This is a genomic window from Streptomyces eurythermus (assembly GCF_014649115.1).
Classification (GTDB): domain Bacteria; phylum Actinomycetota; class Actinomycetes; order Streptomycetales; family Streptomycetaceae; genus Streptomyces; species Streptomyces eurythermus.
In genome coordinates, this window is the sequence record NZ_BMSK01000023.1 from 77,371 (window position 1) to 101,074 (window position 23,704).

The window sequence follows — 23,704 nt, forward strand, 5'->3', positions numbered from 1 at the left end:
AAATCCCCGATCATCACTGCCTGCTGGTCACCCAGTCAGAGGACAGGAAGATCGGGGAGGTTCCGCTAATTCCTATGCTTTTCGCAATTATGTGCGCAACAGTGCGCTAAGCCACGCCAAACGGACGCACAGTGACCACCGGCGCCCGCCCGGGCCGGGTCGGACTCAGGCGCCGAAGGCCTTCCCCTGAGCCGTGCCCTTGCCCTTCTGCGGCTTGGCGCCGGCCCGCAGGTGCACCGGGACGAGATCGATGGCGGGCTCGCTGTACCCCACGGACACGATCCTGTCGCCCTGGTAGGTGAACGACGTCAGCGAGGCCAGCGTGCACTGCCGCTTGCGCGGGTCGTGCCACAGCCGCCGCCGTTCGACGTACGACCGCACGATCCAGATCGGCAGCTGGTGGCTGACCAGCACCGCCTCGTGGCCGCGCGCCTGGTCCCTGGCCGCGTCCAGCGCGCCCATCATCCGCACGACCTGGTCGATGTACGGCTCGCCCCAGGACGGCCGGAACGGGTTGACCAGGTGCTTCCAGTTCTCCGGCCGCTGGAGCGCGCCGTCGCCGACGCCGAAGGTCTTGCCCTGGAAGACGTTGTCGGCCTCGATCAGCCGCGCGTCGGTGGCCAGGTCCAGCCCGTGCGCCTTGGCGATCGGGGTGGCGGTCTCCTGCGCCCGCTCCAGCGGCGAGGCGCAGACGTAGGTCACGTCCCGGGAGGAGAGGTGCTCGGCGACCCGCTCGGCCATCTTCCGGCCCAGCTCGGACAGGTGGTAGCCGGGCAGCCGGCCGTACAGGATCCCTTCCGGGTTCTCCACCTCGCCGTGCCGCATCAGGTGCACGACGGTGATGTCCTTGGCGCCGTTTCCGGCAGTGCCCGCGCTGTTGGTCTCGGGGGAGCTCATTCCGCCGTGGCCTCCGCAGCCGCCCGGGCCGCCGCCGGGAGGGCGTCGGCGATCTTCTGCACGGCCCGCTCGTCGTGGGCCGTGGACACGAACCAGGACTCGAAGGACGACGGCGGCAAATAGACGCCGTTCGCCAGCATCGAGTGGAAGAACGCGGTGAAGCGGTACGACTCCTGCCGCTTGGCGTCCTCGTAGTCCCGTACCCGCCGGTCCGTGAAGAACACCGAGAACATGTTGGAGGCGGTCTGCACCCGGTGCGCGACGCCTTCCTTGGTCAGCGCCTCGCCCACCAGCGTCCGGATCTGCTCGGAGACGGCGTCGACCTTGGCGTACGCGGCGTCGTCGAGCAGCCGCAGCTGGGCGAGACCGGCGGCCGTGGCGACCGGGTTGCCGGAGAGGGTGCCGGCCTGGTAGACGGGACCGGCGGGCGCCAGGTGGGCCATCACATCGGCCCGCCCGCCGAACGCGGCGGCCGGGAACCCGCCGCCCATGACCTTGCCGAAGGTCATCAGGTCGGGCTTGACGCCCTCCACGCCGTACCAGCCGGCGCGGCTGGTGCGGAAGCCGGTCATGACCTCGTCGGAGATGAACAGGGCGCCGTTCTTGCCGCAGGCGTCCTTCAGGCCCTGGTTGAACCCGGGGTCCGGCGGCACCACGCCCATGTTGCCCGGCGATGCCTCCGTGATCACACAGGCGATCTCGCCCGGGTACCGGTGGAAGGCCTCCTGGACGGCCTCCAGGTCGTTGTACGGCAGCACGATCGTGTCACCGGCCTGGGCCCCGGTGACACCGGGCGTGTCGGGCAGCGCGAACGTGGCCACGCCACTGCCGGCGGCGGCGAGCAGCGAGTCGACGTGCCCGTGGTAGCAGCCGGCGAACTTGATCACCTTCGAGCGCCGGGTGAAGCCGCGGGCGAGCCGGATGGCCGACATGGTGGCCTCGGTGCCGCTGCTGACCAGCCGCACCTGCTCCACGGGCTCGACCCGGGCGACGATCTCCTCGGCCAGCTCCACCTCGCCCCGACCGGGCGTGCCGAAGGACGTACCGCGGGCGACGGCCTCCTGTACGGCGGCGATGACCTCGGGGTGCGAGTGCCCGAGGATCATCGGCCCCCAGGAACAGACCAGGTCGACGTACTCGCGCCCGTCGGCGTCGGTGAGGTAGGGCCCCCGGCCCGACACCATGAAGCGGGGCGTGCCGCCGACGGCGCGGAAGGCGCGCACCGGGGAGTTCACTCCGCCCGGTGTCACGGCGGAGGCGCGGTCGAAGAGCGCCTGCGAGACGGGCGCGTCGTAGGGATAGGGCGTTTCGCTCGTGGCACTCATGACGTGCGGCTTCTCCGGCTTCTCGGCTCCTGTTGCGGGGTGACCTCCTCAGGGTAGGCCGCGCCCGGGCGAGGCCGCCCTCACCCTCGGGACCGAAGCGGTGCCATCCCTCGTCTGCGAGACTGAGACCTGATACACACGGCTCGTACGCACGTAATGATCAGAGCCGGGATTCTTCCGCGCGGATCGCCGTACCACCGTACGTTTCGGCAGGCGGACGCGGGGGAGGTCACTGACACGATGATCGGGTTGCGCGGCGGGGGCCACGCGTCCTAGAAAAGCAGTCGGGTGGAGATATGCATCGCGGTGGCGGACTGGGCGAGGGGACTGACGACCTGGGTCCTCGACGTGCCCGGCGGGGAAGGCACCGGCGCGACGCGGAGGAAACGACCGAGACACGTCGGACACAGGGTGGACCGGGTGAGCCCGAGCGGTACGACCGGCAGCCCCTCCGCGCGGGGAGCAGGAGCGGTGGTCGGGTGGGGGTGACGTACAAGTACTTCGGCGCGCCGGACGGAGCGACCGCGGCCCGCGTCCCGATCTCGATGCGTCCCGAGGAACTCGGCGGCGACGAGCTGGGCATGAACGGCATGTTCACGAAGATCAAGCCGGAGACGATGGCCGCGATGGTCCTGACCGGCATCCAGGGCGTCCCCCTGCACAAGGTGCCGCCCCTCGAACTCGTCGTCCTGCACCCCGACTACGCCGTGGTCAAACTCCCCATGACGGTCGTCGACCCCCTGCGCGGCGTCGGCGAGGAGGCGGTCGGCGCGGCGGCCTTCATCTGGTCCACGGTCCCGGACCGCGGCGGCCCCCGGGACGCGTTCAACGTGTACCAGCTGCTGCACGAGTGGCAGGACTTCTCGGTACGACTGCACGAGGCGGGGCATCAGCCTTATTGCCTGGTGTGGCCGTGAGGCGGGGTTCTTGAACGGCGGGCGGGGTCTTCGGACCCCGCCCCGTCATGTGCCGGGATGGGCCTTCAGTCGGCCAGGGCAATCAAGGGTGCATTGTTTTGCCGGTCACCGGGTGATGGACGGCGTCACCGTGCCGTGCCGACCAGAGGCTCCAGCAGTTCCAGTGCCTCCTCCCAGCGGAAGCGCTCCGCGGCACCGCCCGCCCTCGGCCGGTGCGGCTCGCCCGAGCCGATCAGGACCCCCATCCCTCGCAGCCGATCGAGGCTCTGCCGGTAGGCGGGATGGGCGGCCTGGGCGGAGTTCAGGTAGGGCAGGGCCACGGTCGGGATGCCCATGCCGTATGCCTCGCACAGGATGCCCAGAGCGAGCGTGTCGGAGATCCCGGCGGCCCACTTGTTGATCGTATTGAACGTGGCCGGAGCCACCGCGATCGCGTCCGCCGGAGGCAGGGGACGCGGATCTCCCGGTGCACGCCAGGCGCAGCGGATCGGGTAACCGGTCTGCGCCTCGACCGCCTCGGCGTCGATGAAACCGAGTCCCTGCGGCGTTGCGACGACACCGACGTCCCAGTCCGCCTCCTGAGCAGCCGTGATCAGCTTGCCCACGCTCCCGGCGACGCCACTCGCGCACACGACGATGTACAGGAACGGCTTCTTGTCCGAGGTGGTCGGTTCGGTCACGCGGCGACTCCCAGTTGGCGGCTGAAGCGGTGCAGCTCCGGCAGGGTACGTCGGCGGTCGCGGGCGGCCATATCCGCGACCAGGGTGCGGACGTCGGGACGGCGAATGTCCTGGGCAGCGCAGCTCTCGGCGATCCGCAGAGCGTGGTAGGCGTCGGCGAGGCGGCCCTGCTGGCTGTAGGCGCGGGCCGCCTCGACCCATAGTGCGGCCCGGCGCTCGGGGACCGGGATGTGCCGGCGCATGAGGGGCCGGGCCGCTTGGAGAGCGAGGCCGGCGTCCCCGAAGGCCACCAGTGCGCTCAGCTCGTGCAGGGCGACATTGGTCGGGCTGAAGGTGGCCCAGGCGTCAGGGCGGTCGAGCGTGACGTAACGCGAGACTTCTTTCGCCTCGGTGAGGAATTCCTTCACGGCCGAGCGGTCACCGCGACTGCTCGCCGCGGTCACACCGCGCAGGAGCAGCAGCCCTACGGCGGCGAGGTACTTCGGTGAACGCCGGTCGTAGGAACCAGTGAGCTGATCGGCTGTGTGCCTGACCAGAGTCACGGCCTCGGTGGCGTGCTTCTCGCGGACCAGAACGTGGGCCTGGACACGGACACTGGAGGCGATGACGACCGGGTCGCCTGAGCGTTCGGCTTCCGTCATCGCTCGGCCGACGGCGAGCCATGCGTTGCCCTGGTCGTGCTGCTTGAGGAGCAGGCTCGTCGTCGTCTGGTACGCCGTGGCCAGGAGCCGGGACACCGTGTCCCTGTCCGTCGCACAGCCGGCGGCCATCCGCAGGTCGGCGATCAGGCTCGGCAGGGTGCGCTCCAGCTCTGTGTAGTGGCAGGTGTGGAAAAGCCTCAACGCTGATCCGACGCGTTCATACAGGACGGCCGTGTCCTGTGGGCCACCGGTGCCCGCGGGGCCGGGACCGGGCAGGAGGGCCTGGACGAGGGCGATGTGCGAGGCCGAAGAGCCGGCCGGGGCCGCGAGCGCTGCGATGCTCGCGGCGAGGAAGGTGCGGCGGTGCATGTCGTCAGCTTCTTGATCGGCGGCGGAGACGTCCTGAGATGGGGCGAGGCCCAACTCATGAGGCGGGATGTTCAGTTCCTGCCCGATGGCACGTAGTACGCGGATGTCCTCCGTGCCACGACCGCTCTCCAGACGGCTCACCTTGGACTGGTGATACCCGAGCGCTGCGGCCACGTCGTCCTGTGAACGCCGCTGTGACACCCTCGCCCGACGGATCCGTTCTCCGATCCGTCTCGCTTCGCCATGCGCATCGGCCATCTGCCACGGCTCCTTCCGCCGTCGCTGATCCTGCCTGCTCAATCGAGCATAGGTCAGACCTAGTTGGCGGTGATGCAGCTCCTGCATAAGTCATGCAGCGCCAGCGTCAGGGCTCACCACTCACGGCAACGGACTGATTGCTTGGTGTGGCCCCACCTACACCGGGAGGCCGCTCGTGGAAGCGCACCAGCTCGCTTTCTCCCTACCCGCGACGCCCGCCGCAGCAAGCGAGGCCCGGCACCAGGCCGTGGACGCTATAGCGGGCTGGGGCTGGGGGCTGGGCACCGAGGTGGTGCACGCGGCCGAACTGCTGATCAGCGAGCTCGTCACCAACGCGGTCCAGTACGCCGGCACCGGATCCGTCTCACTCGTGGTCTGTCTCGACGAGGCCGTCCTGCGGATCGAGGTCTGCGACACGAACCCGGTGCTGCCCCAGCCGGCGCTGCCCGACGCGGACAGCGAGGGCGGCCGGGTCCTGTTCCTAGTCGCCGCTCTCGCCGACCGGTACCACGCCGAACCGACCGAGACCGGCAAGCGCTGCTGGGCCGAGATCGACCTGACCAGCAAACCCAGCCAGGAAGTCGCCTGTTTCCTTCCCTTCCAAAGGAGTTGATGATGACGACCACCCACGCCCCCAGCGTGGCCGCCGAGGTGATCGCCGTACGCCCTGGGCCGCCGCTCGCTGGCACCGTGAGCGTCGACGGCTCCAAGAACGCCGCTCTGCCGCTCTTGGCCACCGCGGCGGCCCTCAGTCGCCCGCTCAGGCTGAGCAACGTCCCGCACAGCACCGACGTCCAGATCATGCTCACTCTTCTGCAACAGGCGGGCTGGCATGCCGCGCAGCCCGCCGGCGAACCGACCACTTACGTGGTCCTGCCAACGGAGGCATCTCGGGGGCTGCCCGATCTTGCGCAGGCAGCCCACATCCGAGCCTCGTACTACCTCGTCCCCGCCCTGCTCGCACGTTACGGCCAGGCACGGCTGCCCTGGCCGGGCGGCTGCCGGATCGGTGCGCGCGGGATGGAGCTGCACTTCAAGGTGTACGAGGCATTCGGCGACCGGAGCCGGCAGGACAGCTCCGGTTACGGCATCGAGGCGCTCACCTCTCACACCGGCACCGTCTCCATCACACTGCCGTTCCGCTCTCGCGGTGCGACCGTGGCCGCGACACTGCGCGCCCTCACGACCGGCCGCCCCTTACGGCTGGGCCAGCCCAACCTCTCGCCCGAAGTCCTGAGCGTGCTCGACGCCCTGAGTTCGGTGGGCTGGGAGACGCGCGCCGGCGAGCATGTACTCACTCTCTCACCGCCCTCCTCGTCGCCGACTGCCCCCGTTGCCTGGACTGTGCCCGGAGACAAGATCGAGGCAGCTACGCTGGCCTGCGCGATCGCCGCGACGCGCGGCACTGCCCGTATCAATGGTGTGCAGGGCAGGGACGTCGGCCCGTTCATAGCTGCCCTGCATCAGCTCGGCATCCCCGTGGACGCGGAGCCGGATGGCCTTACCGTCCGCGCCCAGGAGGCAGCCCTCACTGGTCGTCCCCTGCGGGCCATCGCCTCCCTGAGCCCGGCTGGCCTGGACGCCGACTTCGAACCACCGCTCATGGCACTCGCCCTCGGACTGCCCGGCACGCACCTGTTCGCCGACGCCATCAATCCCGGCCGCCACGGCAACCTGCTACCGCAGCTGAGCCGCCTGGGCGCCGAGATCGAGGAGATTTCCACCACCGAATGCCGCCTGACCGGTCCCCAGCAGCTGACGGGCACGGGCGCCGAAGCCACCGACATCCGGACCGGGTCCGCCCTCATGGTCGCCGGCCTCACCGCCCGAGGCGTCACCACCATCGGTGGCCTCGACCAGTTGCGCCGCGGCCACGCCGACCTGTCCGGCAAGCTGCGCGCCCTGGGTGCCGACATCTGCGAGGTCACCCCGTGACCGCCGACGGCCGGAACCTGCGCCAGATCGTCGCCACGACGGACGTCCACTCCGCCTTCGACAACGCCGCACCGTTTCTGACCCACCTCCACGCACTCCGCCGGACCTCGCTCATCGTGGACTGTGGCGACTTCTTCGAAGGCAGCGGGTATTACCGCCTCGCTCGCGGCGTAATTGAGCGGGATATCCTGCTCGGGCTGTACGACGTGTTGGCCCCTGGCAACCACGGCTGGCCCCACCACTTCGAACCCGACCTTCACCGGCGCACTGTCTGCGCCAACGCCGTCGGTGCCACCACCGGCGACGCTCTGTTCCGCCGCCTGTACATCGCCACCATCGACGGACGGCGCGTCGGCGTAACCGCTGTGATCGGCCGGCAAGCCTTCCGCTCGATCCCGACCGCCCAGCGAGCCGGCCACTGCGTCACCGATCCCCTCCAGGCCCTGCGCGAGGTGATTCTCGCCCACCACCAGGAGGTGGACAGCTGGGTCCTGCTCAGTCACTCCGGCTTCGCCGAAGACCGGGAGATCGCGGCGGCCTGTCCCTTCCTCGACGTGGTCTTCGCAGGGCACTGCCACAGCGACCAGTACGGCCCGGTCCGAGTCGACGGCACCCTGGTCGTCAAGGGCCGGGAACTCGCCGGCGGCTATGCGATCGCCATGCCCGTGGGTACGGGATGGGGTGCGGGCACCACATCCTTCCCCGATCGGACCCCGAGCGTCATTCCGACGGAGCTTGCGGATCTACGCTCCCGCATCGAAGACGTCAAGCAGCAGCTGGCCGACGTCCTCGGCCCGATCAGTCCGGCATACCGCCACCAGGCTCTCGACCGGCGCAGCCTGCTCCTGGACCTCACCGCCCGCCTGCGCACGGGGCTCGGCGCAGACGCGGTCATCCTCAACGAGACGGCGCTACGCGCCGTACTCCTCGGCGGCAACCTCACCCAGGGCGACCTGCTCTCCATCGAGCCGTTCGGCAACCAGCTGGTGCACGCCCACGTGCCGGATCCAGCACGAAGCGACCTCCCAGGCTGGCTGTCACAGCTCACCACCCGAACCGGCCCGGTCGTCACCGCTCCCGATCCCTTGCCGGACTCCGTCACCACCGTGCTAACCACCGACTACCTCGCCGACACCTACCTCGGTGAGCGCACGCACGAGGCCGGCCTGCGTCTGGACCAGGCCGTCCAGCACGTCCTTACCGCTCCTGACACCACGGAAGGAGGCAGGTAATGATCCTCACCGGCCCGGAGATCACCGCTGCCGCCCATGACGGCCGCCTCCGCATCAACCCGTTCGCCGCCGACCAGGTCAACCCCAACAGCTATAACGTGCGTCTAGGCCCCACCCTGATCACCTACACAGGCCCCGTCTTGGACGCCCACCGGCCCAACCCCACCCACGAAACCACCGTCGGTCCAGACGGGCACGTCCTCCAGCCAGGCGAGCTCTACCTCGGCCACACCCTAGAAGAGGTCGGCTCCGACACCTTCGTGCCACTGTTGTTCGGCCGCTCCTCCGTCGGCCGCCTCGGCCTGTTCGTCGAGATCACCGCCCCCATCGGCGATATCGGCTTCCACGGCCAGTGGACGCTCATGCTCTCCCCGATCCGACCGCTGCGCGTGTACGCCGGCATGAAGATCGGGCAGATCATGTTCTTCGTCTCCACCGGTGCCGTGGACCTCTACCGCGGCAAGTACCAGGCCGCCACAGGACCGCAGCCCTCCGCCTACTGGCGAGACCTCGCCCGACTCCAGGTGGTGGCATCGTGATCCTCACCGGCCCCGCCATTGCCGCCGCCGTCCAGGCCGGCGAGATCACCATCGAGCCGTACGAGCCCAGCCGCATCTCCCCCAACGCCTACGACTGGCGGCTGGGCGCCACCATCCGCATCTGCGATGGCGACCTAGACGCCGCAACCCCCACCGCCTTCGCCGAGCAGTCCATCCCCGACGCCGGCTTCGTGCTGCGCCCTGGCCTGCTCTACCTCGGCATCACCCTGGAGCGGACCGGTTCGGAGACGTACGCGCAGCTGCTGAACGGCAACCTCACCACCGGCTCCCTGGGCATCTGGGTCCACGTGTCGGCTCCGCTCGGACACCAGGGCCATGCGATCCGGTGGACGCTGGAAATCCGCGCCGCCCGACCGGTGCGCGTGTATCCGGGCATGACCTTCGGCAAGCTCGTCTTCCTCACCACCTTCGGCGCACCGGCCAGCTACCAGCAACGGCCCGCAAAGTACGCGACCACGGAAGGCATCGACATTTCGCGCCTTTACGAGGAGATCGACGGAGGCACGCCGTGAACGCTCGCTCGGCCACCGGCCCGATGGCCGCCACCTTCCTGGACCTCCCCGTCGGAAGCCCCGGCGGCAGCGTCGAGCTCTTCCTCGACCTCTACACCGGCCAGCGGCCCCTCATCCCGGCCCGCGCCTTCATGCTTGCGCCACCCGGTCACGGTCCCCGACCGCCCGTCGGGCTCGACCTGCTACCCGTTGCAGGCAAATGCCTGGAAGGAACGGCCTTCAGCCGCTACGTCGCCACGCTTCGCAGAGCGCTCACAGCTGCGGTCGATCCCACACAGATCGATGTCCTCCACTTGCAGCACCTCGCGTTCGGCGCCACCCCAGCCCTCATCCGCGCTCTGCCCGCGCATCCCCGGATCGCTCTCGTCCACGGCACGGACCTGCTCTTCGCCGAGACCTACCTAGACCAGCTCCAAGTGCTTTGCGAAACAGCCAGGGCCGCCGACGCCATCGTGGTCCCCACCAGTGCAATGGCCGACCGCCTCCTTAAGCTCGCGCCGCAGATCGAACGCCGAAAGATCACCCACATCCCCTGGGGCATCCCCGACCACCTGCTCACCACCCCGCCGGACCGGCCGGCGCGCCCCTCCACCAGCCACCTGCGGCTCCTGTACGCAGGCCGCCTGACTACCGAAAAGGGTGGAGAGGTCCTGATCAAGGGCCTCGCTCCCGTGCCCGGTGTCGAATTGAGCGTCGCGGCGCCCAGAGCCCAGTTCCGTGCCCTGGCCCCGCTGCTGCAACGGGCAGGCGTCAGAGTGCGCTACCTCGGCTGGCTCCGCCGCCCTCAACTGTGGAAAGCCTTCACCGAACACGACGTGCTGGTCGTGCCGTCCACCACCCTGGAGGCCATGGGACTGGTCGCGCTGGAAGCCCAGGCATGCGGACTACCCGTCCTGTACCAGCCCGTCCCTGGTCTCAGCGAAACACTCGCCGCTTCCGGCATGGCCACCGACTTCACCCACTCCGCCGCATTCGCGCGCGACCTCGACCGGCTGAGAAGGACGCCCGGGCTGCTGGCCGCCCTGAGACAGACAGGCTATGCAAACGCGGCACGCTATCCCCTCTCGGCGACCGCACGATTGCTGACCGACCTCGGCCAGCAGCTCACTTGAACCGACCGCCAGACGACCCGACACGTCACTACCCGAACCGCTCCGCGAACGTCACTACGCTGGCCGACGGGACACCCCGGCGAAGAGGGAGACCATGACGTACGACCGCGACCGCATCGAAGCCCTGCTCGACGAGGGAGTCCGCGACAAGGTGTACCCGGGTGCCGTGTGGGCCCTCGGCGACGCCACCGGCACCCTCGCCCAGGGCACCACCGGCGTCCTCGACCCCGACGAGCCGGAGGTGCCGATGCGCACCGACACCGTCTTCGACGCCGCCAGCCTCACCAAGATCCTGGCCGTCTGGTCCTCCATCGGCACCTTGTGGGAGCACGGAACCCTCGACCTCGACCAGCCGCTCGGCAGCTTCTGGCCGGAGGTCACCGGACACCCACTCGGATCCGCCACCGCCCGGCAGTTGCTGACGCACACCGCCGGCGTCCCACTGCGAGCCCAACTGAAGAACCTCTACGGCACCAAGCCGGACGACATCCGCCGCGGCGTACTGCACGAGGCACTCCACCGGGCACCCGGCGAAGCCGTCGAGTACACCGACCGGGCCGCCCTCATCCTCGGCTACCTCGCCGAACACCTCTCCGGCCAGCCCTTGGAACAGTTGGCCACCGGCCGCACCTGGCACCCCCTGGCCATGACCTCCACTCGCTTCGGCCCCCTGCCTGCCGGCCTCGCCGCCCGCTGCGCGCCCACCGAACTTGACCAGGACACCGGCACCCACCTCAAGGGAGTCGCCCACGACTTCTCGGCCCGCCTCCTGGGCGGCGTCTGCGGCATCGCCGGCGTCTTCACCGTCCTCGACGATCTCGCCGCCTTCCTCCGGTACATGCTCACCCCTGCCACGTCCCATTTGCAGGCTGGCTTCGGGAGGGAGTGGATCGCCCGCTCCCTGACGATCCAGACGGGTCAACTCCAGCCCGCGCGCGGCTTGTTCTGGCACCCCGCTCCCGGCACCACCTCCGAGGAGGACATCTGGGTGCACTATGGCTTCACCGGCACAGGCATGTGGATCTCCCCCATCGGGGGCCGCTGGGCGGTGCTCCTGACCAACAAGCTTTACTACACAAGGGATCGTGGGCCATTGACCGAGGTTCGCAACGCCTTCCGTGAACTCGCCTTCAACTGACGAGTCAAAGCCGAGCCCGGCCGCACCCCGAGACCCCGCACTCGGTTGAGCGCAACGCTGCCTTTCTAAGGAACCGCGTAGCGTGTACCGCTGAACCGGTGATAGCGGTTCCGTGACACGGGCGGCCCACCGGTGTCCGTCGGAGCGGACGGATCAGTCGTCCTCCGGGTTCTGTGTCGCCTGCGCCTTGGCCCGACGGCGACGGACGCGCCTGCACAGGGTCGCTGATGCGGCCATGACGGTAGCTGTGACGAGTTGGGCGGGCAGTTCTGCAAGCAATCCGTGGGCGATGACGGCTAGTACGTGCTTGAGTTGATCGGGCATGGGAGATCCTCAGGAAGCAATCCGGTGCCGTGCCCCGAAGAGGCACGGCAGGCGGGTGATGCCGTCAGCCTGCTGGCCGATCGGCCCTGACTCCACAAGTCCGGGCCTCCCTGCGTACAAGTTCGGACAAGTCCTGGTCACGTAGGCACATGCGGGAGGGGAGCCGTGGGGGGCAAGGGTCGCCGGGGACGGCCGTGGGCGGGGTTACGAGGGCCCACTGAGGAGGCCAACCGTCTCGCCGAGCTGCTGCGGGCATGGCTGGATGATGCGGGTCTGCGTCTGGACGACCTGCTGCGCGAGCTGAAGCCCGAACACTTCGAGAATCAGACCGTGCCGGGCAGGACCACAGTCGCGGACCGGCTGGCCGGTATGAACCTGCGGTGGGACTTCGTGGAGGCCGTCGCCGACGCCTGTTCCGGCGACGCCGCCGAGTACGAGCGGTTACGGCAACAGGCGCGCCCCCTCTACGAGGCTGCCGTATCGGCGCCACCCGGTGCGCGGCCCGGCCCCCGCGACAGCGGTACCGGCCGGCAGGTGCGGTCCCCGTTCCGCACAGGACCTGCCCTGTTGGTCCCGGTGCGTGACCTGGTCGTTGTACAACGGCGGTCGCTAGAGCTCTCCGATCAGCTCATGCGGGCACTGCAGCGCACAGCGGAACTGGAGAAGGCGCGCAACGACGCTCACCACATGGTGCTGATCCTGTTGACGCTCGTCGACAAGCTCCACCGCGACATCGCCACGTTGACGGCTGAGCGTGAGCGTGCCGCCGCCCCGTCTCGGGCGTACGAGGCCCTGGACGAGGTCCACGAGCAATTGCGGCACAGCGAGGCTCAGCGCGCACAAGCCGAGACGGAACTGAGCCGGGCACGTGCCGAACGGGAGAAGGCGGACCGGCTGGCCGAGCAGTCGGCGGAACAGGTCCACAGACTGACCGCCGAACTCTCCCGACTGCGACAGCAGCACGGCCCAGTCGGCCGTGACACCGACGCGGCACCGGAACACGAGGCCCCCACGCCGGTACTTCCGGAACAGCGGACCTCGGACGACATCGACATCGCCCTGATGAAGGCCACGCGCATCATCGACACGGGCGCCGAGCGACTGAACCGGCTCGCCGAGGAACTGCGCGAGGAGCAGGAGGAAACGCCGGACAGCGCCGTGGACGAACCACCCGTACAGGCACTGGACAAACCGGCCGGCCAGGCCGGGCTCCCCCGGGCGACCGGCGAGGAAGCCCCGAACAACGAGCCGGACAAAGATGCGGACAACGCGGCACTGGAGCTGCTTTTCGGAGCGATCCTCCCCCTGCGGCGCGGGGACCCGCTGGACGAGGTCTTCCCCTTTTTGGTCATTGCGGCCCAAAACTGGACGACGGAGCTGGCCCTCGTCGCCATCCGGCGACTGCGTTCCGCGGGGGAGGCGGCCGCCGCCGACGCGTTCCTGCTGGCGATCGGTACGGCGCGGCCCGCGCCGTACCTTGGCGCGTTGCTGGACGGCGGCCTCACTCCAACGGATGCCGATCTGGTGGTGAGGGGGATGGCGACCAACCGGCCCGCCCGCCATTTCCAGCAGGCCGTCGGCCACTTCCGAAGGTCCGGTCTGGCTCGGCTCGCCCACGAAGTACTGCTCGCCGCCGGACAACTGCGCCCGGTACGGGAACTTCCCCTGCTGCTCTCCTCCTTGGAGGCCGACAGGACCGCGGACCGCGTGCTCGTCTTGAACGGGGTGCGTCGTGAGGGTGCGGGCAAAGTCGCGGAGGCCCTGGGTCGTCTGCTGGAGGTGGGGATGGCTCAGGAGGCCGACATCCTGAGGATTGCCGCCATCGGTTCGCCCGGACCGGAACCGGTCGCCTTGGAACCGGGCAGCCCCCCATGGGGCCATGCGTCCTGGTTCCGTCCGGGCCGATTCGTGCGTCGCGACCCTGTGGCCGAGCCGCTCCCGTCACAAGACTGGCTGGCGCCCCGTATCCGCATCACCATCCCTGGAAGCCTGCCGGTCCCTCCGGTGGTCCCACCGGGCCCCGTCACCGGTCCGCAGGGCGAATCCCCCGCCGGATGAGGCCGGGTCCGTCATGAGCCCCCGGGTCAGCACCTCGGACCTCGCCCTCGTCATGTGGCCGTGGGGTCCTCAGGCCGTCGCCCGCTGCTTCCGCCAGGGCACTGATGCGCCCAGGCCATCGACCGGGTTCTCCGCGGCAGCGCCGTCGGCCGCCTCGCGGGTGCGGGTCTCGCTGTAGGGCAGCACCGGGCCTTCCTCCAGGGGAGCGGCTGCCCATACGTCCGCAGCATGAAGCGCTTAACAGGGCCCTTCCACGTCCCCCTGAATACCCCCCGGGGTACCCGTGCTACCGTCGACATATACCCCGGGGGGTAATTCGTCACTGGAGTGGAGCAGCTCATGTTCTTCATCGACACCCTTGAGATCGCCGGGCTCGGCAACCGCGGCTATCTGGCGGGCGGCGAGCGGGGCGCGGTGGCGGTCGATCCGCCGCGTGACTTCGAGCAGGTGATCAGGGCCGCGGCGCGGCGCGGGGTGCGGATATCCCACGTCGTGGAGACGCACCTCCACAACGACTACGTCACCGGCGGCCTGGAGCTGGCGCGGGTGACGGGCGCCGCCTATCTCGTACCCGCCGCCGCACGCGTCTCCTACGCACGCGTACCCGTGCACGACGGCGACCGCTGGGAGATCGAGGCCACCGCCGGACTGACTCTGCGGGCGCTCGCCACCCCCGGCCACACCCCGCACCACACCTCCTACGTCCTGGAGGAGAACGGCACGGCGGTCGCCGTGTTCACCGGCGGCTCGCTGCTGATCGGCACCGTCGGCCGGCCCGACCTGGTCGAGCCGCGGCTGACGGAGGACCTCGCCCGCGCCCAGCACGCCTCCGCGCACCGGCTGGCCGCCGAGCTGCCCGACGACGCGGCCGTGCTGCCCACCCACGGCTTCGGCAGCTTCTGCTCCTCCTCCCCGGCGCGGGGCGGCGCCACCACGATCGGCACGGAGAAGGCGGTCAACGAGGCGCTCACCCGGGACGTGGACACCTTCGTCGCCGACCTGCTGGCCGGCCTGGACGACACCCCCGCCTACTACGCCCACATGGCACCGGCCAACGCCGCCGGACCCGCTCCGGTAGACCTCACCCCGCCCCCCGTCGCCGACGCCGAGGAGATCGGCGCCCGGCTGGCCGCCGGCGAGTGGGTGGTCGACCTGCGCAACCGTGTCGCCTTCGCCGAGAGCCACCTGGCGGGCTCCTTCAACTTCGAGGCCGAGGGGCAGCTCGCCACCTACCTGGCCTGGCTGATCCCCTGGGGCAAGCCCGTGACCCTGCTCGCGGAGTCCCCCGAGCAGCTCGCCGCCGCCCAGCGCGAACTGGTCCGGGTCGGCATCGACCGCCCGGCCGCCGCCGCCACCGGCGCACCCACCGGCTGGGTGAGGGACGGCGAAGCCCTCGCCTCCTTCCCGCGCGCTCGCTTCGCCGACCTCGCGGCGGCCTCCGGGGACGGCGTCGTCGTGCTGGACGTCCGCCGGGACTCCGAGCGGGCCGCCGGCTTCGTCCAGGGCTCCGTCCACATCCCGCTCCACGCCCTGCGCCACCGCCTCGACGAGATCCCGGCAGGCCGGGTCTGGGTGCACTGCGCGGGCGGCATGCGCGCCGCCATCGCCGCCTCCCTGCTGGACGCGGCCGGCCGGGAGGTGGTGGCCGTGGACGACTCCTTCGACTCGGCCGAGACGGCCGGGCTCACCGTCCGCACCTCCTGACCGGGGACCGGGAACCGGGAGAGAACAGCAGTGAGAACGAGCCTCTTCGGGCGCGGCGGAAGCAGCCCGGGACGGGTGACGCTGCGGGACGCCGCGCTCCGCACCAGGCACGCCACCGGACGGGACGGTGACGCCCCGCCGATCGACGTACGCGAACCCCGCGAGTGCCGGGCCGGGCACGCGCGCATGCCACTGGCGGCGCTCGCCACCGGCGCCGGACTGCCCGCCGTCGTGACCCGCCGCTCGGGCAGCCGCTCGCGGCGGGCGGCCGAACTCCCGCTCACCGTCGGTGCGATCGGTGGCATCCGGGACCGGGCCACTGCCGGTCTGCCGGCGGCGGACGCGCACGGCGGGGACGGGACCGTCGCATGAGCGCCGCGATACTCGCGCTGATCGCCGGTGCCGTCATCGGCCTGGCCCTCGGCGCGCTGGGCGGCGGCGGCAGCGTGCTGGCCGTCCCCGCCTTGATCTACCTGCTGGGTTTCACCCCGGTCGCGGCGACCACCGCGAGCCTGGTCATCGTCACCGTCACCTCCGCCACCGCGCTGACCGCGCACGCCCGCGAGGGCCAGGTCCGCTGGCGTACGGGGCTGCTGTTCGCGGCGGCGGGAACCGGCCCGGCGATGCTGGGCGGGGCGCTCGCCGGCCGACTGCCGGCGGCCGTGCTGGCCGTGTCCTTCGCCGCGGTCGCCGCGGTCGCCGCGATACGCATGCTGCGGCACCGCCCGGCGCCGGGAACCGCCGTACCGGTGCGGCCCCTCAGGACGGCGGCCGCGGGCGCCGGGCTCGGCGCGGTCACCGGCGTGCTCGGCGTGGGCGGCGGCTTCCTCGCCGTACCGGCACTGGTCAACGTCCTCGGCATGCGCATGCGGGCGGCGGTGGGCACCAGCCTGCTGGTCATCACCGTCAACTCGCTCGCGGCGCTGGCCGTGCGCGCCGGAACGGCGAGCGGCCTGGACTGGTCCGTCATCGGCCCCTTCGCCGGCGCGGCCATCCTCGGCGCCTGGGACGGCAAACGCCTGTCGGCCAAACTGCCCGGGGACACCCTGCGACGCGTCTTCGCCCTCGTCCTGCTCGCGGTGGCCGGCTTCATGCTGCTGGACGCGGTGACGTGACGGCCGCCGTCACGCCAGGGACAGGAACAGCTTCTCCATCCGCGCGCGCATCGCCTCCGCGTCCTCCCCGTTCTTCCTGCCCGACTCGATGTCCGCGACGCACTGCTGCAGCCCGGTGGCGATGATCGCGAAACCCGCCCGGTCCAGCGCCCGCGAGGCCGCGGCCAGCTGGGTGACGACCTCCTCGCAGTCCCGCCCCTCCTCGATCATCCGGATCACCCCGGAGATCTGCCCCTGCGCCCTGCGCAGCCGGTTCAGCACGGCCTTCAGGGACGCGCCCTCGAGCTCCAGTTCCACGATCACTCCTCCGCCTATACCCCTAGGGGTACTGTACGTCCCCGGTCGCGGACGGGGTCGATCAGACGCCCAGACGATCACCAAGCGACGACAAGGATCACCGCTGTCATGACCAGCCCCCTCGCTCCCACCACGCTCGGCACCGACCAGGTCCGGGAACGGCTCCACGAACTCACCGTCATCGACGTCCGCACCCCCGGCGAATACGCCACCGGTCATCTGCCGGGCGCCCTCAACATCCCCCTGGACCACCTGCGCCGCGCACTGCCCGAACTCCGGCACGCGGCCGGCCGCGGGGACGTACTCGTGGTGTGCGCCTCCGGTGCCCGCTCGCAGAACGCCTGCGAGATCCTGGCCGAACAGGGCATCCCGGCCGCCGGCCTCGCGGGCGGCACCAACGGGTGGGCCGCGCAGGGCCATGACCTGCACCGGCCCACCGCGTGCGACACCCGGGCCCGCTGGAGCATGGAACGGCAGGTCCGCTTCACCGCCGGAGCGGTGGTACTCCTGGGGCTGCTTCTCGGCCTGCTCGCGCACCCGGCGTTCCAGCTGCTCTCCGCCGGCATCGCGGGCGGCCTCGTCTTCTCCGCCCTCACCGACACCTGCGGCATGGCGGCCGTGCTCGGCAAGCTGCCGCACAACCGGCCCCGCCCGGCGGACCTGGACGCGACGCTCGCCGCACTGCGCGGCCGCTGAGCCCGACCGGCTCCTCGCCGCCGTCCACTCTCACCGGGCGACGAACGGCATCACCGCACCCTGCCCACCAAAGGCTCCAGCAGTTCCAGCGCCTCCTCCCAGCGGAAGCGCTCCGCGGCACCGCCCGCCCTCGGCCGGTGCGGCTCGCCCAAGCCGATCAGGTCCCCCATCCCCCGCAACCGGTCAAGACTCCGCCGGTAGGCGGGATGGGCGGCCTGGGCGGAGTTCAGGCAGGGCAGGGCCACGGTCGGGACACCCATGCCGTACGCCTCGCACAGGATGCCCAGGGCCAGGGTGTCCGAGATCCCGGCGGCCCACTTGTCGACCGTGTTGAACCTGGCCGGAGCCACCGCGATCGCGTCCACCGGAGGCAGCGGGCGCAGATCCCCCGGTGACCGCCAGGCTGAGCGGATCGGGTAGCCGGTCTGCGCCTCGACCGCCTCGACGTCGATGAAACCGAGCCCCTGCGGCGTGGCGACGAGACCGACATCCCAGTCCGCCTCCTGGGCAGCCGTGATCAGCTTGCCGACATCTCGGGCAACACCCGCCGCACACACGACGACGTACAGGAAGGGCTTCTTGTCCGGGGCGGTCGGTGCGGTCATGCGGCGACTCCCAGTTGGTGGCTGAAGCGGTGCGGTTTCGGCAGGGTACGTCGGGGGCCGCGGGCAGCCGTATATCACGGGCGGGAGGGAATCTTGTCCCGCCCGCGAAGGCCCGGACGGGGAGACGAAGGCAGGGAAAGCACCTCGACGGCGCTCAAGATCGGACTAGAGTTCGCGCCATGCCGAGATTTGCCGACTTCGACGCCTCTTCCCTCCGCCGCACGAGCGATGTGGAGGGGTCCTTTCCCTGGCGCGGGCAGACCGTGACCCTGATCCGGGTCGACGCCAAGGGTGTCGTTACGCAGGCAACACGAATAACCGAGAAGCGAGCGCTGCTGGCGCAGGCGGGACCGAAGGACCTCGTACTCGCCGCATGGCCCGGGCAGTGGTCTCAAGACGTCTTTCTCGTGGACGATCTCAAGGCCGCCCGCGAGCAGATGGGCTGACCGACGGCTCCACCCGCGCTCATGCGCGAGCGGGCGGCTCGGCATTGTTGAAGGCTAGGGTCCAACAACGCTTCATCGGCCACAGCTCCGCCGCCCACGACCACGTCATAGCCCTCTCGGACCGTCCTCCATCGGCCACTGGCCCGGCTCGCACCCTCTTGCCGCAGCTCACCGCAACTGGCATACCCGACAGGTCTTCCACGGCGAACCGCGCCTTGCCACTGGCTGACCACTGCCGCCCCCACAACCAACTGCTCAGGCCAGAACGCTTCCAGAACACCGAGGCCGGGCAAACCGTGAACACGCGGCGGCCACAGGGCTTTCGCGGCCCAGGCGCTTTCCCTGCACGCGGCGTTTCTGCGGGCCACGTGCCTGTCCAGGGCAGACTCAAAGCGGATGCCGCGCGTTGCGATCTCGCGGAGCGCACAGGAATGTCCGCCCGTCCCTGACGGCTGCCGGCGCCGCCGAACTCGCCGCCGCGCCCGCGAGGAGCTTCCCCGGCATGCCCACTCCGGTCGGCGAAGCCCCTCAGGGCTCAGCCCATAGCCGACGACCGGCCCAAGGCATTCGAGCGTGCTGCGGGATCCATGGCCCTGCTGGTCGCCGCCGTCATCATCCACGACGAGACCGACGGCCGCGCGGATCCCCTCCAGCGTGGTGATCGGGCGAAGTTCGCCAAGGGCAGGTGGGATCTCCCGGCCGACAGGAACGAGCCCGGGGAACCGAGCAACTGCTACGGCCGTCCGCGAGCTATAGCGAGGAGGCCGGTCCGGCCGTCCGACCGGAAGCGCTCAAGATCGCCCACGCGGTCCACGACCTCGGGGGCGTGGAAGGCCCGGGCGGCTTCTTCACGCTCGTCTTCGTCGCCCGGATCTCGACGAGCGGACGACGGCTCGACCTCTGCGAGGGGCCGCACCGTACAACAAGGGCCCCCTCGACATCCGCTTCTTGTCAAAATGACAGAAAGCCAAGTACGGTGACTCACATGGAAGCTGACGACTGGTCACCGCCACATGTACTACTGACGGTCGATCTCGTGATCCTGACGCTGCGCGAGGGGCGGTTGTGCGTCCTGCTCGTGGAGCGGGGTGAAGATCCCTTCCAGGGCATGCTCGCTCTGCCCGGCGGATTCCTGAATCACGCCGGGGAGGACATCCTCGACGCCGCCCACCGTGAGCTGAGTGAGGAAACCGCTCTCACCGCCGGGTGGGTGCACCTTGAACAGCTGGCCACCTATGGGAAAGCGGGTCGCGATCCGCGCGGGCGAGTCGTCTCCGTGGCCCATTTGGCGATCGCGCCGGGACTCCCGGAGCCGGTCGCGGGAACCGACGCCGCGGACGCCGCGTGGGTCCCCGCGGAATCCGTCCTCTCGGGCGAGGTGAGACTGGCCTTCGATCACCGGCGGATCGTGACCGACGGAATCGAGCGCGCGCGTAGCAAGCTCGAATCCACGGCACTGGCCTCGGCATTCTGCGGAGAACTCTTCACCATAGCCGAGCTGCAACAGGTGTACGAGGCGGTTTGGGGCACCGAACTCGACACCCGTAATTTCTACCGGAAAGTCCAGGCCGTGGAGGGGTTCATCGTCCCCGCCGGTTCGGGACGCAGGAGCACGGGAGGGCGGCCCGCGCGGCTGTACCGGGCCGGACCCCAAAAGGTACTGATCCCGCCACTGATCCGGCCTGTGCCGTCCACAACGGAAGAGAGCACGGGAGAGGAAGGAGAATAGATGTCGAAAGACCTGGTGGTGATTCTCACCGCCCTCAATCTCGAATACCAGGCCGTGCGCCGGAAACTGGCCGGCGCACAAGTGCACCGGCACGAGCGGGGGACGCTGTTCGAGGTGGGAACCGTGCAGGGCACTTCGTGCCGTGTCGCGCTCGGCCTGACGAACAAAGGCAATCATTCCGCCGCGGTGATCGCCGAGCGCGCCATCCAGGAGTTCTCACCGGTGGCCGTATTGTTCGTCGGCGTCGCCGGCGCTCTGTGGGACACCGCCAGGCTGGGCGACGTGGTGATGGCGACCCACGTGTACGCCTACCACGGCGGGACCAGCGAGGACGACGGGCTCAAGAGCCGACCCCGGGTGTGGGAGACGGCCCACGGCATCAGCCAGCTCGGCTCGCACCTGGCCCGCGTGAACGACTGGGCCGACGACACACCCGGCCACGGGCGCCCCCCGCAGGTGCGCTTCGGCGCGATCGCCGCCGGCGAGATCGTGCAGAACTCGACGATCTCCGCCGAGGCACGGTGGATCCGACAGCACTACAACGACGCGCTGGCCATCGAGATGGAGGCCGCCGGTGTGGCGCAGGCCGGTCATCTCAACGGGGCTCCGGTGGCCATCATCCGGGGAATCAGCGACCGCGCGGACGGCACGAAGAACAGCACGAAGGACCGCAACTGGCAGCCACGAGCCGCGGCGAACGCGGCGGCGTTCGCCACACGGCTGGCCGTGGAACTGGTGGGGGAACAGGAGAAGACCGCAATGTCCAAGGAAGACAGGGCCCGTTCGGCGGACAGGCTCAAGGACCATGTCCGCAACACCGCCCACAACAGCACCGTCGGCATCATGGCCGGCTCGGTCAACGGAAGCAGCGTCCACTTGCACACGAGCCCGGAAGCGACCGGTTCGACGACCGACCTGGTAGCCGAACTCCACGCCTTCCAGGAGCTGCTGAGCCACCACCACACCGAGGGCGCTCTCGACGACGACACCTACCGGGAGGCACTGGTCGAACTGGGCCTCGCCCGCCACGCGGCGAGGGACACCGCTCCCGAGTCGGTGAAGAGGACGACCATCGCGCTCAAGAGGTTACGCGGCCTGGTCGCGGACTCCCCCGAGTTGGTGACCAGGCTGGCCCCTCTGGTCGTCGCGGCGGGTGGCCTGTCATGAACGACGACAGCGGTGTCACGTACAACTCGGCATACGACTCCACCGTCGCCATGCAAGCCGGGGTCGTACACAACGCCCACATCTCCATCGGCCATCAGGACGCGACACCCGAGGAAAAGTACAAGATCGGCGTGCGGTTCCTCGAGGATGGCGTCCCCAGCCGTGCTCGTGACCTGATCAGGCAGGCGATCGCCCAGAATTACGACAACGCGGAGGTCCGCTTCCACTGGGTACTGGCGATGCTCAGTACGCGCGCCTATCACGACCTCAGCACCGAAGAGCGCCAGCAGTTGCAGCGCGCCTCCGAGGCCGTACGCGCCTATGCCGAGGGAGAGTGGAAGGACGCTCTTCGTGTCGCTTTCGACCTGCTGGCGATGCGCGGCACCCCGGACGGCGAGACGGAACGCGTGCTGGAGCGGCTGCGATCCCTGTCTCCCGGCCTGCGTGACAAGATCTTCCATCATTTCGACCTGGTCCTCACCGGGGGGCTGAAAGACGGTCTGTGGGCCGAGCGCCGCATGTGGGCCGAGGCGGAGCGTTTGGACAACCAACGGGTGCAACGGGTCTGGGCCTATTTCGAACCCGACCCCATCGGACCACGGGCCCTGCCGCCCCGTCCGAGCACCGCTGCTGCCGCCCGGGCGGCTCTCCCCGTCCGAGCCGGCCTGTTCGCCGTCGTCACGGCGGGCCTCGCGGTGCTGGCCCTGGTCGCGGATCCGGCCTCGGCAGCCGTCGAGTTACTGGTGGCGCTCGTCGCGGGCCTGACCGCGGCTCACTTCGGTCGCGGGTGGTGGTATCAGGAACATCACCTGAAGATCAAGAGCCGTTGGCTCCAGATCCCGAACCTGCGCGATCCCGCCTCCACCGGGGATGGGTTCACCAACCGTGTCCGCCATTCGTTCGACCACTACTTCAGCGTCCGCGTGCCGTATGGACTCACCTCCCAGGAATGGCTCGGTCACACCACCCACATCCGCGACAGCCTCGCCGCCGAGATCGCGGTCCTCTACCGCGAAAGCCGGATCGACGTGGACCGCGTCAACTGGCTGATCCGCCATCTCGCCGAGGATGCCCAGGACCGGTATGGCAAAGGCACTCTGTTCGATCAGCGCCGCCTGAACCAGACGTCCGCGGGGGCCAAGCTGTTGTGCGTGTTCGCCCTCGTCGTCCTCGGCTTCATGACACTGGGCCTGCTCGGAACGGTGGCCTCGGGCGGCGGCGGATCACAGCTGGTGCTGGCCGTCCTGGCCGTGGCCGGCGCGGTCTGGTCCGGACGCGCGGCCGCGTCCTCGTGGCTGGAGGCCGGGGGCGAGGAGCGCCGCCTGGCAGAGGAGACCCGGGAATACCAGGAGCAGCTCGCCGCGCGGCAGGCGGCGTACCAGAAGTGGAAGTCGTACCTGGACGCCACGCGTCCCAGTGAGCTGGAAATGGAGACCTGGCTCGCCTGCGACAAGACTCTGTTCATCGACGAAGCGCTCCGCCACTACCAGCTCACCTGGCGCGATCTGATCACCCACACCATCCTGCTGACCCCCGCGCGCCCCTACAGGCGAGGACGCGTGAAGGGTGGTCCCTGGCGGTACTCGCGCTACGCCTTCCGGCTATTCCTGGTCACACAGGACGGCGTACGCGAAGTCGGTGCGGAATTCGATTTCACCAACGCGCGGCGCGGCAACCGGCAGCGGAGCAACTACCGGTTCGACGCGTTGTCCTCCGTGCAGGTCACGGAACACAGCGAGGCCGGCTACGACCTGGAGCTCTACCTCACCAACGGGCCGGCCAGGAACATCCACGTCAAGGACGCCGACGCCGATCAACTCCTGCCGGGCGAAAATGCCCAGGAAATCACCGACATCAACCTCGATGCGGCTGGTTTCGTCCACACCTTCCAACTCCTGGAAGGAATCGCGGCGGACGGAAAGGGTTGGATCGACCGGAACAATCCCAAGAACCTGCCCTTCTTCCATGCTGTCGGCTGATCCTCCCG

Annotated in this window: 23 protein-coding genes and 1 pseudogene; 18 read left to right on the top strand and 6 right to left on the bottom strand. The window is 69.8% G+C overall.

Annotated features, from left to right (window positions below):
• Positions 1-165: 165 nt before the first annotated feature.
• On the bottom strand, positions 166-897 hold the full coding sequence (locus IE251_RS34015) for a histidine phosphatase family protein (protein ID WP_189756792.1): 732 nt from the start codon (positions 895-897) through the stop codon (positions 166-168).
• Positions 894-2,222 (bottom strand): glutamate-1-semialdehyde 2,1-aminomutase, encoded by a 1,329-nt coding sequence (gene hemL / locus IE251_RS34020; protein ID WP_189756793.1) that lies wholly within the window; start codon positions 2,220-2,222, stop codon positions 894-896. Before hemL ends, IE251_RS34015 begins: the two co-directional genes overlap by 4 nt.
• A gap of 296 nt (positions 2,223-2,518) precedes the next feature.
• On the opposite strand from hemL, the gene IE251_RS34025 reads away from it, so the two are divergent.
• Positions 2,519-3,139 (top strand): hypothetical protein, encoded by a 621-nt coding sequence (locus IE251_RS34025; protein ID WP_189756794.1) that lies wholly within the window; start codon positions 2,519-2,521, stop codon positions 3,137-3,139.
• 125 nt (positions 3,140-3,264) lie between these two features.
• Here the strand turns inward: IE251_RS34025 and IE251_RS34030 are convergent, their stop codons facing one another.
• Complete coding sequence (locus tag IE251_RS34030) at positions 3,265-3,819, bottom strand: flavoprotein (protein WP_189756795.1); 555 nt, start codon at positions 3,817-3,819, stop codon at positions 3,265-3,267.
• Complete coding sequence (locus tag IE251_RS34035; protein ID WP_189756850.1) at positions 3,816-5,087, bottom strand: helix-turn-helix domain-containing protein; 1,272 nt, start codon at positions 5,085-5,087, stop codon at positions 3,816-3,818. Before IE251_RS34035 ends, IE251_RS34030 begins: the two co-directional genes overlap by 4 nt.
• Positions 5,088-5,262: 175 nt before the next feature.
• Between IE251_RS34035 and IE251_RS34040 the strand changes: the two genes are divergently transcribed.
• The 11 genes from IE251_RS34040 to IE251_RS34090 all read left to right on the top strand — a co-directional run bounded on the left by IE251_RS34040 (position 5,263) and on the right by IE251_RS34090 (position 16,777).
• Positions 5,263-5,700 carry an ATP-binding protein gene (locus IE251_RS34040; RefSeq protein WP_189756796.1) on the top strand — a complete coding sequence of 146 codons (438 nt, stop codon included), beginning with the start codon at positions 5,263-5,265 and terminating at the stop codon, positions 5,698-5,700.
• Positions 5,701-5,702: 2 nt separating this feature from the next.
• Positions 5,703-7,022 (top strand): carboxyvinyltransferase, encoded by a 1,320-nt coding sequence (locus IE251_RS34045; RefSeq protein ID WP_189756797.1) that lies wholly within the window; start codon positions 5,703-5,705, stop codon positions 7,020-7,022.
• Positions 7,019-8,254: a metallophosphoesterase gene (locus IE251_RS34050; RefSeq protein WP_189756798.1), complete on the top strand. Its 1,236-nt coding sequence runs from the start codon at positions 7,019-7,021 to the stop codon at positions 8,252-8,254. Before IE251_RS34045 ends, IE251_RS34050 begins: the two co-directional genes overlap by 4 nt.
• A complete protein-coding gene (gene dcd / locus IE251_RS34055) occupies positions 8,254-8,793 on the top strand; it encodes a dCTP deaminase (protein WP_189756799.1) in 540 nt (179 codons plus the stop codon). Before IE251_RS34050 ends, dcd begins: the two co-directional genes overlap by 1 nt.
• Entirely contained in the window at positions 8,790-9,326 is a 537-nt protein-coding gene (locus tag IE251_RS34060) for a dCTP deaminase (protein ID WP_189756800.1), read from the top strand. The genes dcd and IE251_RS34060 overlap by 4 nt, the downstream gene beginning before the upstream one ends.
• Before the next feature lie 23 nt (positions 9,327-9,349).
• Positions 9,350-10,438, top strand: a complete 1,089-nt coding sequence (locus IE251_RS34065) for a glycosyltransferase family 4 protein (RefSeq protein WP_189756851.1) — start codon at positions 9,350-9,352, stop codon at positions 10,436-10,438.
• 94 nt (positions 10,439-10,532) lie between these two features.
• On the top strand, positions 10,533-11,576 hold the full coding sequence (locus IE251_RS34070) for a serine hydrolase domain-containing protein (RefSeq protein WP_189756801.1): 1,044 nt from the start codon (positions 10,533-10,535) through the stop codon (positions 11,574-11,576).
• Positions 11,577-12,065: 489 nt separating this feature from the next.
• Entirely contained in the window at positions 12,066-13,958 is a 1,893-nt protein-coding gene (locus tag IE251_RS34075; protein ID WP_189756802.1) for a hypothetical protein, read from the top strand.
• Between the two features lie 339 nt (positions 13,959-14,297).
• Positions 14,298-15,662: an MBL fold metallo-hydrolase gene (locus IE251_RS34080; protein WP_189756803.1), complete on the top strand. Its 1,365-nt coding sequence runs from the start codon at positions 14,298-14,300 to the stop codon at positions 15,660-15,662.
• A 30-nt stretch (positions 15,663-15,692) separates the two neighbouring features.
• Positions 15,693-16,034 (top strand): rhodanese-like domain-containing protein, encoded by a 342-nt coding sequence (locus IE251_RS34085; RefSeq protein WP_229897048.1) that lies wholly within the window; start codon positions 15,693-15,695, stop codon positions 16,032-16,034.
• Complete coding sequence (locus tag IE251_RS34090) at positions 16,031-16,777, top strand: sulfite exporter TauE/SafE family protein (protein ID WP_189756804.1); 747 nt, start codon at positions 16,031-16,033, stop codon at positions 16,775-16,777. Before IE251_RS34085 ends, IE251_RS34090 begins: the two co-directional genes overlap by 4 nt.
• A gap of 9 nt (positions 16,778-16,786) precedes the next feature.
• Here IE251_RS34090 and IE251_RS34095 read toward each other — a convergent pair whose 3' ends face one another.
• Positions 16,787-17,074: a metal-sensitive transcriptional regulator gene (locus tag IE251_RS34095; RefSeq protein ID WP_030778221.1), complete on the bottom strand. Its 288-nt coding sequence runs from the start codon at positions 17,072-17,074 to the stop codon at positions 16,787-16,789.
• Between the two features lie 108 nt (positions 17,075-17,182).
• Between IE251_RS34095 and IE251_RS34100 the strand changes: the two genes are divergently transcribed.
• A complete protein-coding gene (locus IE251_RS34100) occupies positions 17,183-17,770 on the top strand; it encodes a rhodanese-like domain-containing protein (protein ID WP_189756805.1) in 588 nt (195 codons plus the stop codon).
• Between the two features lie 50 nt (positions 17,771-17,820).
• On the opposite strand, the gene IE251_RS34105 is transcribed toward IE251_RS34100, so the two are convergent.
• Positions 17,821-18,375, bottom strand: a complete 555-nt coding sequence (locus IE251_RS34105) for a flavoprotein (protein WP_189756806.1) — start codon at positions 18,373-18,375, stop codon at positions 17,821-17,823.
• A gap of 179 nt (positions 18,376-18,554) precedes the next feature.
• On the opposite strand from IE251_RS34105, the gene IE251_RS34110 reads away from it, so the two are divergent.
• The 5 genes and pseudogenes from IE251_RS34110 to IE251_RS34125 all read left to right on the top strand — a co-directional run bounded on the left by IE251_RS34110 (position 18,555) and on the right by IE251_RS34125 (position 23,696).
• Positions 18,555-18,821, top strand: coding sequence for a hypothetical protein (locus IE251_RS34110; RefSeq protein WP_189756807.1), 267 nt, complete (start codon positions 18,555-18,557; stop codon positions 18,819-18,821).
• A gap of 59 nt (positions 18,822-18,880) precedes the next feature.
• A pseudogene (locus IE251_RS42215) lies at positions 18,881-19,050 on the top strand (phosphorothioated DNA-binding restriction endonuclease); the annotation flags it as partial.
• A 756-nt stretch (positions 19,051-19,806) separates the two neighbouring features.
• Entirely contained in the window at positions 19,807-20,550 is a 744-nt protein-coding gene (locus tag IE251_RS34115) for an NUDIX hydrolase (protein WP_189756808.1), read from the top strand.
• The gene (locus IE251_RS34120) at positions 20,551-21,717 is read left to right on the top strand and encodes a phosphorylase family protein (protein ID WP_189756809.1); all 1,167 of its coding nucleotides are present in this window, start codon (positions 20,551-20,553) and stop codon (positions 21,715-21,717) included.
• Positions 21,714-23,696 (top strand): hypothetical protein, encoded by a 1,983-nt coding sequence (locus IE251_RS34125; RefSeq protein ID WP_189756810.1) that lies wholly within the window; start codon positions 21,714-21,716, stop codon positions 23,694-23,696. Before IE251_RS34120 ends, IE251_RS34125 begins: the two co-directional genes overlap by 4 nt.
• The last annotated feature ends 8 nt before the right edge of the window (positions 23,697-23,704 follow it).

What these genes read in the sequence shown, in the direction of transcription:
- IE251_RS34015 (WP_189756792.1), bottom strand. Translation starts at nt 897, where the DNA reads ATGAGCTCCCCCGAGACCAACAGCGCGGGCACTGCCGGAAACGGCGCC.
- hemL (WP_189756793.1), bottom strand. Translation starts at nt 2,222, where the DNA reads ATGAGTGCCACGAGCGAAACGCCCTATCCCTACGACGCGCCCGTCTCG.
- IE251_RS34025 (WP_189756794.1), top strand. Translation starts at nt 2,519, where the DNA reads ATGCATCGCGGTGGCGGACTGGGCGAGGGGACTGACGACCTGGGTCCT.
- IE251_RS34035 (WP_189756850.1), bottom strand. Translation starts at nt 5,087, where the DNA reads ATGGCCGATGCGCATGGCGAAGCGAGACGGATCGGAGAACGGATCCGT.
- IE251_RS34045 (WP_189756797.1), top strand. Translation starts at nt 5,703, where the DNA reads ATGACGACCACCCACGCCCCCAGCGTGGCCGCCGAGGTGATCGCCGTA.
- dcd (WP_189756799.1), top strand. Translation starts at nt 8,254, where the DNA reads ATGATCCTCACCGGCCCGGAGATCACCGCTGCCGCCCATGACGGCCGC.
- IE251_RS34065 (WP_189756851.1), top strand. Translation starts at nt 9,350, where the DNA reads ATGGCCGCCACCTTCCTGGACCTCCCCGTCGGAAGCCCCGGCGGCAGC.
- IE251_RS34070 (WP_189756801.1), top strand. Translation starts at nt 10,533, where the DNA reads ATGACGTACGACCGCGACCGCATCGAAGCCCTGCTCGACGAGGGAGTC.
- IE251_RS34080 (WP_189756803.1), top strand. Translation starts at nt 14,298, where the DNA reads ATGTTCTTCATCGACACCCTTGAGATCGCCGGGCTCGGCAACCGCGGC.
- IE251_RS34090 (WP_189756804.1), top strand. Translation starts at nt 16,031, where the DNA reads ATGAGCGCCGCGATACTCGCGCTGATCGCCGGTGCCGTCATCGGCCTG.
- IE251_RS34100 (WP_189756805.1), top strand. Translation starts at nt 17,183, where the DNA reads ATGACCAGCCCCCTCGCTCCCACCACGCTCGGCACCGACCAGGTCCGG.
- IE251_RS34105 (WP_189756806.1), bottom strand. Translation starts at nt 18,375, where the DNA reads ATGACCGCACCGACCGCCCCGGACAAGAAGCCCTTCCTGTACGTCGTC.
- IE251_RS34110 (WP_189756807.1), top strand. Translation starts at nt 18,555, where the DNA reads ATGCCGAGATTTGCCGACTTCGACGCCTCTTCCCTCCGCCGCACGAGC.
- IE251_RS34115 (WP_189756808.1), top strand. Translation starts at nt 19,807, where the DNA reads ATGGAAGCTGACGACTGGTCACCGCCACATGTACTACTGACGGTCGAT.
- IE251_RS34120 (WP_189756809.1), top strand. Translation starts at nt 20,551, where the DNA reads ATGTCGAAAGACCTGGTGGTGATTCTCACCGCCCTCAATCTCGAATAC.
- IE251_RS34125 (WP_189756810.1), top strand. Translation starts at nt 21,714, where the DNA reads ATGAACGACGACAGCGGTGTCACGTACAACTCGGCATACGACTCCACC.